Raw genomic sequence first — 12283 nt, 5'->3', positions numbered from 1 at the left:
AGTTCGTTGTTTATAGAAGACCTGTTTCCCACACCGGAGCGCGAAGATTTCTGCTGCACTGCTTTGCGCTCTTTGCGGTGGGTTGTTCTGCCGGATTCCGTTATGGGAAAAACCCTGCTAGCGAAGAAATCTGCAAATCCCGTTGCGAGAATGCATCTGCGTTCATCTGTGTTTATCTGCGGTTTTTTATATTTAGAATTCATTAATGTTTCCTTTGGTGACAGATTTTGCGCTTTTGTTGTATGTCCGATAAATGTCCGAAATATGTCTGATATGTCCGATAAATATTCCAAAGGTCCCTTAATGTATGACCTGTTTGTGACCCGATTATGACCCAATAACATAGTACAACCTCAGCCTATCGCCAGATAATCACCAGAATCGCCAGGTAATCGCAGGAACATAATGGGTATAAACTAATCAAGCAACGGCAGGACTTTTAAGACTAACTGAAAGCGGTTTATTTTCTGTCAATGCGCTAACTTTCAAGATAGAAAAACCTATAACATTCCCCTCGGTATCGACTTTTTCCATCACTGCATCATTCTCTGTTTCCCTGAAGTATCCTGCCTTTCGCTCAAAGATGACCTCAAGGTAGTCGCCTTCTTTATCATACCATATTTTTATTTCTTTTGCCATAAGATTGTACCTCTTTTTATCGTGTCTGTAAAATATGCAGTGATAACAAATAGATCACTGCCTGATATTTTGACTACAACACATAAATACTTCTCAGTAACCGGGGTGGTGGCATAGTACTGATAAAATAACTCAACTTCCCCATCGGTTCTTGATTTGACTATCACATCAGGGTCCTTAAGAGTTGCCTGCACTTTGCTTATCTGTCCAGACATTTCCGGGTGGTCTGTCTCGATATACTCCTGCCGCTCTGATGTTAATCTGACCCGCCTCTCGTGGAGATCTTTAAACCATTTCATTTTGTCATAATCTCCTTCAAGTACCCTTCAATTTTAGCCTCAACCCCTGTAATTTCATCCTCGATTACGCGTAGTTCCTGCCATTCCTTGCTTACATCTATCTCCTCAACCTTTTCCTGCGGGAAAACATACAGCGTAACGTTTAGGTTATAATCATTATTTTTTATCTCATCTAGCGGAACCGCACGAACAAACCCGTCGCCGGCTGCAAATTTCCTGTAAGCCTCCGCGATTTTTTGTATATGCGCCTCGCCAAGTCTGTTAAGCTTCCTGATCTCTGGATGCTGCTCATACTCGCTGCTGGCGTTGATGAACAGAACCTTGCCTCTTCGCTCTTCTGGTTTATTTTTGTTTAAAAATATCAGGGCGCCAGGCGCTCCAGTATTATAAAACTGTTTTTCAGGCAGTAGTATTAGCCCCTCGATTAAATCATCTTCCAGCATCCTGCTTCTGATAGCCTGCTCTTTACCACCTCTGAAAAGGCAGCCATTATCAATAACAACACCTACTCTTCCAGTGTCATCCTTTGCACTTCCAAGCATATGCTGCACCCATGCCCAATCTGCCGATTGCTTCGGGACAAAGCCGTACCTGAAGCGTTGCTTCCAGAACTCGCCCTTCTTTAAAACATCTTCATCATAGCCGTCCTGGTTCCACGGTGGATTGGCGATAACAACATCAAACTGTTTCAGCTTCTCGCCTTCTTTGAACTTGGGATAAAGCAAGGTATCACCATAGGCAAGATTGGCATTCTTAATATCGTGAATATAGAGGTTCATCCTGCCAAGTGCAAGAGTCTTCTGGTTAGCTTCCTGACCATAGAGGAACAGCTTATCAACTTCCGCCTTACCGTATTGGTTTTCAACATGCTTATAGGAAATGATCAGCATACCATTAGAAGCTGAGGCAGGGTCATAAACGCTCTCCCCTGGCATGGGGTCAAGAATCTCGATCAGGAGCTTAATAACCTCTCTTGGGGTGTAGACCTCCCCTTCCTTTGCTTTCTGTGGCGCGAAATATCTTAAGATCCATTCGTATGCATCCCCAAGAATATCAGGCGAGACATGGTGAAGCTTTTGAACACTGAAAAGTTCAACAAGCTGCCGTAATATCTCGGCATTTTCCCTGCTTGTGGTAAACTGAATGAAATCAACATTATCAAGAACATCCTTCAAATGGGGATTTCGCTCAGCTAATGTCTTTAATGCATGAGATAGCTTTTCCGGGAGTGTACTTACATCTTTTCTTATATTATCCCACAGGAATTCTTCAGGGAAATCAAAATCGTGGTAGGCAGAATTTTTTGCCTCCTGCTTTGCCTCCTCTTCACTCAACCCGTCCCCAAGAGCTTCCTTATACACTTTCTCATATTCAAGCTCCCACTTATCGCTGAATCTCTTCAGGAAAAGAAGTATTAAAATGAACTTGTAATCAACCCTTGTCCTGATGAGGTCTGCTGCTTTTTTTAATAGCCCCTCAACCTCTCCCCGATCCAATTTATTATTGTTAATAGCGAAAATTTCACCGATTATTTTTTCCTTGCTTTTAAGTTTGTATAACCTTTTTCTGGCATCATTTGGATCCAATTCATCGGTTAACCAGCCAGCTTTTCTTATTTCTGAGAGATATACGGGGATTTCCTCTTTTTTATCTTTGTTGGTTTCTCCCAATAATTCCACAGCTTTATCCAATGTAAATTCGGAATCAGTGAATGCATCCCATAATAAAGAATAGCGTTTCTCGACCCATGTTGGTATTTTAATTTCCACCTTTGCCATAAGTCTATAATAGATTAATAAGTACTTATATTTATTGCTTATCAATAAGTTAATAACTATTTAACTTATGATTCGGTTCCAATGTACTGTATGATAAATTACTTCAATACACTTTCCAAGCAATACACAGTCAACGCTCTCTCCTCGCATAGCTTTCCCAACCCGCATATATCGCACAGCCTCTCCAGCTCTTTAACATCGAATTGCATTTCTTACAGGCAATAACGGCATTATCCCCGATATCAGCACCTCCACGGCTTCTGGGTATCAGATGGTCGGTACTTAAAGATTCCCCGCTCCCGCAATATATACACTCGTTAGGTCGTTCCCTCTCTTTTATGTACTCTCTTGCATACTGCCAGTAAATTAAGTCCCTCACAGCTCTGACTGCTTTTGGCGGCATGACCATAGCATCTCAGGATTTATATATAAATTTATCGACTATACGGCAGTTTTACATCGGTATAGTGTATTTTTTGGGTAGATATATACTGCTGGCAAAATATTATAAACTAGAGTCCATACAAATTCATCCGCGATTTAATATTTTATATGTTATATATGTCTTGCAGCCGAAGTTCCGAACCTCCGGCGCGCTTCTCGTAGAACAGTGGAAACTTATATACAACATGAAATCAGGTAACATTACCTGAACATTCGCTTTTATGCGCCTTTGTTCATATTGTAGGGAGGAAAAACTGAATGACGAAGCCACAGATAGCCCCATATGGTTCCTGGAAATCACCTATCACATCCGACCTGGTCGCCTCCGGAGCGGTCAGGCTTGAGCAGGTTATCCTCGACGGGGAGAACATCTACTGGATCGAGATGCGGCCTGCCGAAGGCGGAAGATGCGTGGTTGTACGGCGCTCCCCGCAAGGGCAGGCAGCCGACATCACTCCGCCTCCTTTCAACGCCAGAACCCGGGTGCATGAGTACGGCGGCGGTGCTTTTACCGTTCATAACGGTACTATTTACTTCTCAAATTTCACTGATGGGCGTCTCTATTGCCAGGCTCCCGAATTCATGCCGCGACCGATCACCCCTGAAGGAAAACTGCGCTATGCAGATTTGGTGGTAGATCGCCATCGTGACAGGTTGATTTGTGTATGCGAAGACCACATTGCTACCGGGCAAGAACCGGTCAACACCTTGATTAGCATTGATCTCCATGGAAGCAAAAGAAGCCGTGTGCTCGTTTCAGGGAACGATTTTTATTCGTCGCCGCACCTGAGCCCTGATGGGACTCGCCTGGCATGGCTCACCTGGAACCATCCTGATATGCCCTGGGATGGAACTGAACTGTGGGTCGGTGAGTTGGGGGTGGACGGGTCTCTCCGCAAGGTCGAAAGAGTTGCAGGCGGACCTGATGAATCAATCTTCCAGCCAGAATGGTCGCCTGATGGTATTCTATACTTCGTTTCTGACCGGACAGGTTGGTGGAATCTCTATCGCCGGCACAAAGGGCATATTAAGCCCATAATCGGGATGGAAACCGAGTTCGGTGCACCGCAGTGGTTCTTTGGAATGTTCACCTATGCCTTCGTGTCAGCTGGTAACATTATTTGTACCTATAACGATAAGGGAACCTGGCACCTTGCCAGCCTGGATATCGAGACGCAAAAACTCCAGAGGATTGAGATATCATACACCGATATCTCCTATCTTAGAGCCGGGTCCGGTCAGGTCGTATTTATCGCCGGGTCACCGGCAGAACCTGCCTCCATAGTCCGGCTCGACCTGAGCTCGGAGCGGCTGGAGGTTCTTCGCCGCTCAACCGATGTTGTAATTGATGCCGGTTATCTATCCATTCCACGGCATATAGAGTTCCCGACAGAGCACGGCCTGACAGCACATGCCTTCTTTTATCCGCAACAGAACGGAGACTATCAGGCTCCGCCGGGTGAGCTGCCGTTGCTGCTTGTCATAAGCCACGGCGGACCGACATCTGTTGCTTCCAGTAAACTTGACCTGATGATCCAGTACTGGACCAGCCGGGGAATCGCCGTCCTGAGCGTGAATTACGGCGGCAGCACCGGCTATGGTCGGGCATATCGGCAGCGCCTCAACGGTCAATGGGGCATCGTTGATGTTAATGACTGCGTGAACGGTGCCATCTACATGGTTAAGTTGGGAGAGGTGGATGGCGACCGGCTCATCATCCGCGGTTCAAGCGCAGGCGGTTATACAACGCTCTGTGCACTTACTTTCCGGAATGTCTTCAGGGCAGGAGCAGACTACTACGGCGTAAGCGACCTGGAGTCGATGAGAAAGGAAACACACAAGTTCGAATCGCGGTACCTTGACAGGTTGATCGGTCCTTATCCGGAGCGCCAGGATCTTTACCGGGAGCGCTCACCGCTAAACTTCGTAGACCGCCTGTCATGCCCGGTGATATTTTTCCAGGGACTTGAGGACAAAATTGTCCCGCCAGAGCAGACAGAAAAGATGTTCGGGGCTTTGCTTCATAGGGGGCTCCCTGTCTCTTACCTGCCGTTCGAGGGAGAACAGCATGGGTTCCGCCGTTCCAGGAATATCAAAAGTGCACTTGACGCTGAACTCTATTTCTACTCGAAGATCTTCTCTTTCAGGCTCGCCGACCCGGTAGAACCGGTGCAAATCCAGAACATCAGTAAGAAAGGATAAGCCAGACAAGGCTCTAATTAAAAAAGAAAATAAAGTAACTTGTTGCATCGTTTCTAAAACCGAATTACATTTCGCCTATTCCATAGAGCTTAGCTGAAAAATCCCTCTGATGAGACAATCCTTGTTAATAGGCTTCCGCTCGGGATATGAACCAGCGTAATAGTTGTTTGATATTCTTCCATAGCTTCCGAGTTATTCATAGCTTCTGAGTTATTAATTGAGATTCTTCCGATGTCAAGTGCTTTTCCATTTAGACTTATGCCTTTGAGTGTGAGGTCTAGAGTATCGCCTTTCATAAATCTATCATCATTCTGACCTATTTTCTCATAAATAGCACTTGGCTTGCCTTGTTCAATAACTATTATAATGTCTCTCAAAGTTATGTCATTACCGCCTGTGTGATGTAATTTGATCAGGCCAGTTTCTACTTCTGCAGTAATACTTAATTGAGGCGTGATTACAGTAGAATTTTGTGTTACATTAGGCTTCGGAGCAGTATCTTGATCGCTTATACAACCAGAGATAATAATTATCAGGCTTACGATAGCCATTAAAGGTACATTTAAATTTATTCTTCGCATAGGACAATAGTATAAATTACCTGCTTAAATAAACTTATCTGTTCACTTGCTGTTGATTTATATATTCATACTGGTCTGAGCTGATACGATTCGCATAATTAGCCATGCATCATGCTTAAACTGTTGGCGATATATTAATATTTTTGATTATTCAGACAGGCTCTGAGGCCTTCCGAAACCTTGAGCAGCAGTCAGAGCGTTCACTTCTTAAAACATCCAAAATACAGGCACTCCTCCCGTGAAATAGTCGGTATATCCTCGCTTCCCTCAATAAACCTCACAGGCGCATCCCTGATAAGTACAGCAGGTGTGCTTTCATCCGCCTCGCCCATGATTATCTGAGCTGCAGAGACGAGGTTATCTGCCGTTGCCCGTCTTGTTATCATAAGAGGTTTCCCGAAAAGGTCTTTCCTGCCTCTTACATCCTCCACAGGCTCTATTCCTGCACAGCCAAGCGCGATGCCGACACATCCTAAACGAAGAGGCTGCGTTCTGCTGTCGCCTATGATCACGGCAACATCACAACCGTATTCTGCCATCAGCTTTTCCCTGAGCTGAATTGCACTTTTTCTGGGATTTTCAGGTAATAACACAACACATCCTTCAGGCGCGTTGGAATTATCAATACCCGCGCTGGGGGAGAGCACTCCTTTGGTTATCGTGACTACTACGCCTGGTATCCCGCCGAGAAGCTCATCGGATTCCCTGATGATCAACTCCATTTTTCGCGGGTCTGTTTCGTAAAGTTTTGATAATTCAATCGCTTTTTTACCAGGTCTGATACTTTCAAGCCTGACAACGCGCCCTTCAGCCGTCGCTACAGCCGATTCTGCAAGAACTATTATATCGTTATTATGCGGTTTAATGCCAGCATCCTTCATCGACTCGATAAGAACTCCCGCCATATCATCACCAGGTTTTATAAGAGGCGTTTTTATGCCGAATAATTGCATGCCCCGAACTCCTTCATGATTTTTATGGCGCAGAAATCCCCGCACATGGTGCACGGTCCTTCCTTTGGCGCCAGTTCCCTCGCCCGCTCACTGTCAATAGCATGGCTCATCTGCCCCTCCCAATCAAGCTTTGCCCTTTTTGCTGCAAGAAGCCTGTCCCTCTCGTTCAGCCCGTATTTTATCGAATCTCCTATGTGCGCAGCTATCTTAAAAGCGATAAGTCCTTCCCTTACCTGTTCGGTGCCCGGGAGACCCAGGTGCTCTGATGGTGTAATGTAGCACAGGTAATCAGCACCCGCGCCACTGGCTATGCTTGCTCCCACGCATCCTGCGATATGGTCGTATCCCACTGCCACGTCCGCAGGCAATGGTCCTGCTACGAATAGCGGGAAATGGCTACAGCTTTTATGGAATTTTACGTACTCTGCTATCTTATCGGCACGTACATGCCCGCCCACGCCTTCGATGATCACCTGCACGCCGGCTTCGTTCGCATATTTTGCAAGTTTCGCGTTCTGTTTTATCTCTTCAAGCTGCGCTCTGTCCCTTTCATCGTGGACACAGCCGCTTCGCATCGTATTTCCGAGTGAGAGCACAATATCATATCTTTTCAGGACTTCCAGTATTTCATCAAAGCTCTCGATGAATGGGTTCTCGCAGTTGTTGAGCAGCATGTATGCGCTTGTTATAGAGCCGCCCTTGGAGACGACCCCCAGTACCCTTTTCCCAGTCTTCAGCATACCCAGCGTCTTCTTATCGATGCAATGGAGAACAAACGAACTGACGCCTTCATCAGCCTGCTGCTTTATGCTCTGGATAATATCCTCACAGGTCATATTCTTAAGACCGATTTGCGCCGCTGCCTGGTAGATAGGTATTGTTGTAATAGGAAGTCTGGTATTATCGAATATCATTCGACGTATATCAGTAATATTCCCTCCCATAGATAGGTCTGTCAGGGTGTCGGCGCCGTATTTCTCTGCTACCCTGGCTTTCTTGACTTCCTCATCCGGGTCGATTTTCAAAGAGGATGTACCGATGTTGACATTCACTTTTGTTCTAAGATCTTTGCCGATGCCAACAGAGCCTTCTCCGCGGGTCATTATAACCGCACTTCCCTCTGTTATCCGCGAAATCAGGGTTTGAATATCAACATTCTCGGCTCTTGCAACTGCTTCTATTTGCGGGGTAGCAATCCCATCCCTTGCTCTTTCAACCTGTGTCCTCATTTTATACCCGCCATTTCAAGTATCCCTGCTGTTTTTTCATGGTTCCCGACCGGCATGATATGCACGCCGTCACACACGCTGCGCAGCTCTTTAATTAATTCCGCCGCTATCTCCATTCCTTTGAACACCGGGTTCCTCGCTCCGCGCATCTGCTTGATTATGTCTTCAGGGACTTTGATTCCTGCCATGTTTTTATTAAGGAAAGCTGCATTTTTTTCCGATCTTAACGGGATTATACCTGCCAGGATTTTAACTTCGCGAAAAGTTTCTGAGTTTTTTATTTTATCCATGAACTCTGAAAAACTCCGGGTGTCAAAAACCGCCTGTGTCTGGATAAACCTGGCACCCATCTTTATTTTTTTCTCAAGTTTTATGAACGGGAGTTCATTTAACCCTGTTCCTGCCACAGCGCCTGCACAGAGATTTGGCTTCCCATGCAGGGGATTTCCTGAAAAGTCAAATCCGCGGTTCAGTTCTTTAATAAGCCCGAGAAGCTGCACCGAATCAAAATCATAAACAGGCTTTGCACCTTCATGGTCTCCTTTTGCCGGATGGTCTCCTGTAATTACCAGCACATTATGTATTCCAAGCGCCGACGCTCCAAGAAGCTCTGACTGGAGAGCAAGCCTGTTCTTATCCCTGCATGTAAGGTGCATTATGGTCTCATACCCATTCTGTGAAAGAATGCTGCACGCTGCAAGGGAGCTCATTCGCATAACCGCCCTCTGGTTATCTGTAATGTTTATTGCGTCCACAACATCTTTTATCATGCTTGCATCGTTTTGCATCCCTGTTATGTCGGTCCCTTTTGGAGGGCTTATCTCGGCTGTGATTATGAACTTTTTAGAGTCCAGCTTTTTACGGAAGCTCAACTTTCACGCCCCCTCTGCTTTTTTGTATTGTCTTTTGTTTTGTATGGTCTTTCGGCTGGTGTATGATCTCAAGGAGTTCAAGTCTCTCCACTTTTTTCAGCCTGTCAAATATCTCATCCCAGGCGCAGGGGCGGTCATCAACTTCGCATTTTCCGTTCGCAGTGCCGCCGCAGGGCCCGTTAAGTAATCCCTTGGCGCACCGGGTGAGGGGGCAAATCCCGCCGTACATCCAGATGGTGCATTCCCCGCACATGCCGCACCGGTCTCTTACGATCTCATCCCGGCAAACCCCTCCCAGGGATTCGGTATCAAGCGCCGGGTAAACCCGGCTGTCCGTGAAATTTGAAATAACTGATACGCCTCCTCCGCAGGACATAACAAGCAGAGCCTCCGCTTTTTTAATTCCCGGATTTTGTGAGAGCACTTCCTTCCACGAACCAATGCTGCACGCAGAACTCAGGACCACCCATCCGACAACATTTTTTCGGGATGCTGTCAGTCTTTTTTTCATCTCAAGCACCTCAGGCTCGCCTCCCACATGCTGCTTTGCCGCGCACTTCCCGCAGCCTATTATGAAAATGTTCTGCTCCCGGAGCATCCGCAGGATGTCTTTATATTCTTTTTGTTTTGAAATTATCATTTTTACCTTGAATACCTGAAAACAGGGTCGTTCTTTTCGTTGATTAATTCTGCAAGCATATCAGCGATAAGAGGTAAACCTCTTACCTGGTGTTTTATCTTTTTTATGAGGCGTTCGACCTGGAGATGCGTCCCGATTATGATAAGGTTTACTTTACCTGCCTCATGGGATACCGCCTCACGCGGGAGGGCTGCATCCCCTCCCCTTGCGAGCATCTCCTGTTTAATTATCAGCGCTTCCGTTGTGGTTATGTTCTTCAACAGGATATTACAGAGAACAGTCTTATTTTTCATGACCTGGCTTCCTGTCCCGGTCACACCTATTGCACTCATTGCTCTTGCGCTATCATCGGTGTTTTTTATGTAAAGCAATTCTGCCTCTAACTCACCCGACTTTACAGCAGGTATTTTTGCTCTTGCAGACTCTGCCACCCTGACCGCATCAACTGTAGGTGCCACATCGTGCGTTCTTATGATATGAGCACCGTTCCGCACCGCTATCGCCGTAGCTGCAAGGCTTCCATACAGCCTCTCGGCGGCGGGCTTATTAAGTGTCTCCCCTATGAAGGATTTCCTGGATATCGCAGCCAGTATGGGCTTACTGAAAACCCGCAGCCTCTGGACGTTATCTATGGTCTCGTAATCGTATATGGGGAGCTTTTCCTGAGTCCATTTTCCGATAGCAGGGTCTATAATAATGTTATCGGGGTTTATTCCCTTTCCTTCTGCCTGCGATATTATTCTCCCAAGTGAGTCTATTACTGCATCCATGCCAACAGGGTCTCCGGGAAGCCTGTTGCTTGCCATCAATACAACGGGACAATTGTGTTCTTTTGCTACTTCCACCATCCCGTTATCGGCTGTAAATCCGCTCACGTCGTTAATGATGTCGGCGCCAACACCAAGCGCCTCGTCAGCTATATCAGCGAACATGGTGTCCACTGAAATTGGAACATTAATATCCTGCAAGAATTTCAGCGCAGGAATGAGGCGCGACCGTTCCTCTTCTTTTGAGATTTTCTGTGCAAGCGGCCATGTCGAGCGTGCGCCGATGTCTATCAGGTCTGCGCCCTCTTCTATCATTCTCCGGGCTGTGTTAAGAACAGAATCCGCCTGAACCACGGAACCCTTATAAAAAGACTCTTTGCTGAGATTTACAACACCCATTATCCTTACAGGTTGAGTATCTCCGACCTTCAATCCTGCAATGGTTTTTTCTATCACGTTTTACTCTAATACTTTTTCGGTGCTCTTAAGGTTTGCGTATTTTGTATGCAGGATTCTACACTATTGCCTCATATATCTCTTATTGTAAATTTGTGTTTATCCGTGTTAATCTGTAGTTTTCATCCTACCTAAAACCCACAACTGATTATAAGAGATCAGTGATTATAATGATTATAATGAACTGTAGTAAATAATTTAGAAAGATTTAAATAAATGGGAGACATTCAGGAATTATAACTCCAGTGGAAATGCAGCTTTCCCTTCAGTGCTGCAGGCAAGCAGGATCGATGATGTTCAGAAAGATAATACCGGAATATAAAGAATTCACGGAATACAGCGTTTACTTATTTGTAATTTTGATCATCCTTGATGTCATCAGTACATACGTAGGCATACGATATTTTAATGCTTATGAAGCAAATGCAAAAACCGCCCGTCTTTTTGAAATATTCGGATTACTATTGCCTTCGCTACTGAAAATTATTATGACCTTAATGTTATGCCATATCATAAGAACTGTCTGGAGACGAGCCGACTCCTTACTATCTCATACGAACAAATGGCTGAATTCCCTGGGAATAATATCAAGCCTGAACGTAATGTTCGTAATACTCTCCCTGAACGTCGTATATTTTATTATTGTAATAAATAATATCAATGTCCTGTATAATCATATTTGATTCATCTCCCTGTCCATCATGACCGGATACGTTAGTCTGATGATCTTTTCAAGGTTTACCACGTCCTCCTGATTATATTTAACCAGCAGGTCAAGAGCTTCTTCATTCCCCCGTTCATACCTGTTCCATAACCTGACGGCATCAAACCCGGTAATCCCTTCCGTCCCATCGCTTCTGGCTATTCCAAGTTTTACTTCTATTTTCTTAAGTCCCCCGCTGTACCCGATCTTTTTCAGCGGGTAAAGAAGGTCTATATGAAGGTGGTTGAAAAACCCGGGAAACTCATGTTCGATAAAAGGGAGATCGAACCTCGCTCCGTTGAAAGTGATGAGCTGTTTATACTTTGCAAGCTCCGCCGCAGCCTCCTCAAGATTGATGCCTCTTATGTACGTTTTCGTTTCTTTCCCGTTATATACTCCTATCATGGTTATTTTATCACATCCTGCGGAAAGACCTGTTGTCTCGATATCGACATAGGCTGTTCTTTCAATGAAATGCCGGTACGCTCTCCACTGGATACTTGCCGGAAGACGATAAGCGAAAAAGAGATGGTTCCCTTCGGATAACTGTTCGATGGATTCTTCAACCGCGGGAAGCAGTGATTTCCTCTTTATCCTGGGAATCTTCACGACATCCTGGTTTTCCAGGTATTCTTCCCAGCTTTTTATGCCTGATTCCCATATACGCCGCTCTGTCGTGGAGCCGATACCCGGTATATGGATGTAGGTGTTCCTGAGCAT

General features: G+C 45.5%; 14 protein-coding genes. 2 read left to right on the top strand and 12 right to left on the bottom strand.

The genetic code is table 11. The features are described 5' to 3' along the window. From MNV_RS20030 to MNV_RS01555, 5 genes are all read right to left on the bottom strand, one after another. Positions 1-203: hypothetical protein (locus MNV_RS20030; RefSeq protein WP_218837851.1), on the bottom strand; the 203-nt coding region annotated here is incomplete at its 3' end. Between the two features lie 217 nt (positions 204-420). Continuing rightward, positions 421-639: a DUF2283 domain-containing protein gene (locus MNV_RS01570; protein WP_096203629.1), complete on the bottom strand. Its 219-nt coding sequence runs from the start codon at positions 637-639 to the stop codon at positions 421-423. After that, positions 624-938, bottom strand: coding sequence for a hypothetical protein (locus MNV_RS01565; protein WP_096203628.1), 315 nt, complete (start codon positions 936-938; stop codon positions 624-626). Before MNV_RS01565 ends, MNV_RS01570 begins: the two co-directional genes overlap by 16 nt. Next, entirely contained in the window at positions 935-2716 is a 1782-nt protein-coding gene (locus MNV_RS01560; protein ID WP_096203627.1) for a class I SAM-dependent DNA methyltransferase, read from the bottom strand. The genes MNV_RS01565 and MNV_RS01560 overlap by 4 nt, the downstream gene beginning before the upstream one ends. Positions 2717-2846: 130 nt before the next feature. After that, on the bottom strand, positions 2847-3119 hold the full coding sequence (locus MNV_RS01555; RefSeq protein WP_218837850.1) for an HNH endonuclease: 273 nt from the start codon (positions 3117-3119) through the stop codon (positions 2847-2849). Between the two features lie 299 nt (positions 3120-3418). Between MNV_RS01555 and MNV_RS01545 the strand changes: the two genes are divergently transcribed. Beyond that, entirely contained in the window at positions 3419-5362 is a 1944-nt protein-coding gene (locus MNV_RS01545) for a S9 family peptidase (RefSeq protein WP_096203624.1), read from the top strand. Between the two features lie 89 nt (positions 5363-5451). On the opposite strand, the gene MNV_RS01540 is transcribed toward MNV_RS01545, so the two are convergent. From MNV_RS01540 to folP, 6 genes are all read right to left on the bottom strand, one after another. Beyond that, positions 5452-5943, bottom strand: coding sequence for a hypothetical protein (locus MNV_RS01540; RefSeq protein WP_096203623.1), 492 nt, complete (start codon positions 5941-5943; stop codon positions 5452-5454). A 200-nt stretch (positions 5944-6143) separates the two neighbouring features. Further along, positions 6144-6896, bottom strand: coding sequence for a coenzyme F420-0:L-glutamate ligase (gene cofE / locus MNV_RS01535; RefSeq protein WP_096203622.1), 753 nt, complete (start codon positions 6894-6896; stop codon positions 6144-6146). Further along, the gene (gene thiC / locus MNV_RS01530) at positions 6878-8125 is read right to left on the bottom strand and encodes a phosphomethylpyrimidine synthase ThiC (RefSeq protein WP_096203621.1); all 1248 of its coding nucleotides are present in this window, start codon (positions 8123-8125) and stop codon (positions 6878-6880) included. Before thiC ends, cofE begins: the two co-directional genes overlap by 19 nt. Further along, a complete protein-coding gene (locus MNV_RS01525; protein ID WP_096203620.1) occupies positions 8122-8997 on the bottom strand; it encodes a methylenetetrahydrofolate reductase in 876 nt (291 codons plus the stop codon). Before MNV_RS01525 ends, thiC begins: the two co-directional genes overlap by 4 nt. Continuing rightward, positions 8984-9637, bottom strand: a complete 654-nt coding sequence (locus MNV_RS01520; RefSeq protein WP_096203619.1) for a methylenetetrahydrofolate reductase C-terminal domain-containing protein — start codon at positions 9635-9637, stop codon at positions 8984-8986. The genes MNV_RS01525 and MNV_RS01520 overlap by 14 nt, the downstream gene beginning before the upstream one ends. A gap of 2 nt (positions 9638-9639) precedes the next feature. After that, on the bottom strand, positions 9640-10860 hold the full coding sequence (folP, locus tag MNV_RS01515) for a dihydropteroate synthase (RefSeq protein ID WP_256999893.1): 1221 nt from the start codon (positions 10858-10860) through the stop codon (positions 9640-9642). 290 nt (positions 10861-11150) lie between these two features. On the opposite strand from folP, the gene MNV_RS01510 reads away from it, so the two are divergent. Continuing rightward, the gene (locus MNV_RS01510) at positions 11151-11543 is read left to right on the top strand and encodes a hypothetical protein (protein WP_143311567.1); all 393 of its coding nucleotides are present in this window, start codon (positions 11151-11153) and stop codon (positions 11541-11543) included. On the opposite strand, the gene MNV_RS01505 is transcribed toward MNV_RS01510, so the two are convergent. Continuing rightward, positions 11534-12283 (bottom strand): ribonuclease H-like domain-containing protein, encoded by a 750-nt coding sequence (locus MNV_RS01505; protein WP_096203617.1) that lies wholly within the window; start codon positions 12281-12283, stop codon positions 11534-11536. The two genes, MNV_RS01510 and MNV_RS01505, sit on opposite strands and share 10 nt — an antisense overlap.

This window comes from Candidatus Methanoperedens nitratireducens, assembly GCF_900196725.1.
GTDB lineage: Archaea > Halobacteriota > Methanosarcinia > Methanosarcinales > Methanoperedenaceae > Methanoperedens > Methanoperedens nitroreducens_A.
Note: the sequence above shows the minus strand (reverse complement) of the source record. Positions and strands in the feature narration are given on the sequence as shown.

Bases quoted from the DNA above. Each gene is read 5' to 3' on its own strand.
- MNV_RS01570 (WP_096203629.1), bottom strand. From the start codon at position 639: ATGGCAAAAGAAATAAAAATATGGTATGATAAAGAAGGCGACTACCTT.
- MNV_RS01505 (WP_096203617.1), bottom strand. From the start codon at position 12,283: ATGCTCAGGAACACCTACATCCATATACCGGGTATCGGCTCCACGACA.
- MNV_RS01555 (WP_218837850.1), bottom strand. From the start codon at position 3,119: ATGCCGCCAAAAGCAGTCAGAGCTGTGAGGGACTTAATTTACTGGCAG.
- cofE (WP_096203622.1), bottom strand. From the start codon at position 6,896: ATGCAATTATTCGGCATAAAAACGCCTCTTATAAAACCTGGTGATGAT.
- MNV_RS01510 (WP_143311567.1), top strand. From the start codon at position 11,151: ATGATGTTCAGAAAGATAATACCGGAATATAAAGAATTCACGGAATAC.
- MNV_RS01540 (WP_096203623.1), bottom strand. From the start codon at position 5,943: ATGCGAAGAATAAATTTAAATGTACCTTTAATGGCTATCGTAAGCCTG.
- MNV_RS01545 (WP_096203624.1), top strand. From the start codon at position 3,419: ATGACGAAGCCACAGATAGCCCCATATGGTTCCTGGAAATCACCTATC.
- MNV_RS01520 (WP_096203619.1), bottom strand. From the start codon at position 9,637: ATGATAATTTCAAAACAAAAAGAATATAAAGACATCCTGCGGATGCTC.
- MNV_RS01565 (WP_096203628.1), bottom strand. From the start codon at position 938: ATGAAATGGTTTAAAGATCTCCACGAGAGGCGGGTCAGATTAACATCA.
- MNV_RS01560 (WP_096203627.1), bottom strand. From the start codon at position 2,716: ATGGCAAAGGTGGAAATTAAAATACCAACATGGGTCGAGAAACGCTAT.
- thiC (WP_096203621.1), bottom strand. From the start codon at position 8,125: ATGAGGACACAGGTTGAAAGAGCAAGGGATGGGATTGCTACCCCGCAA.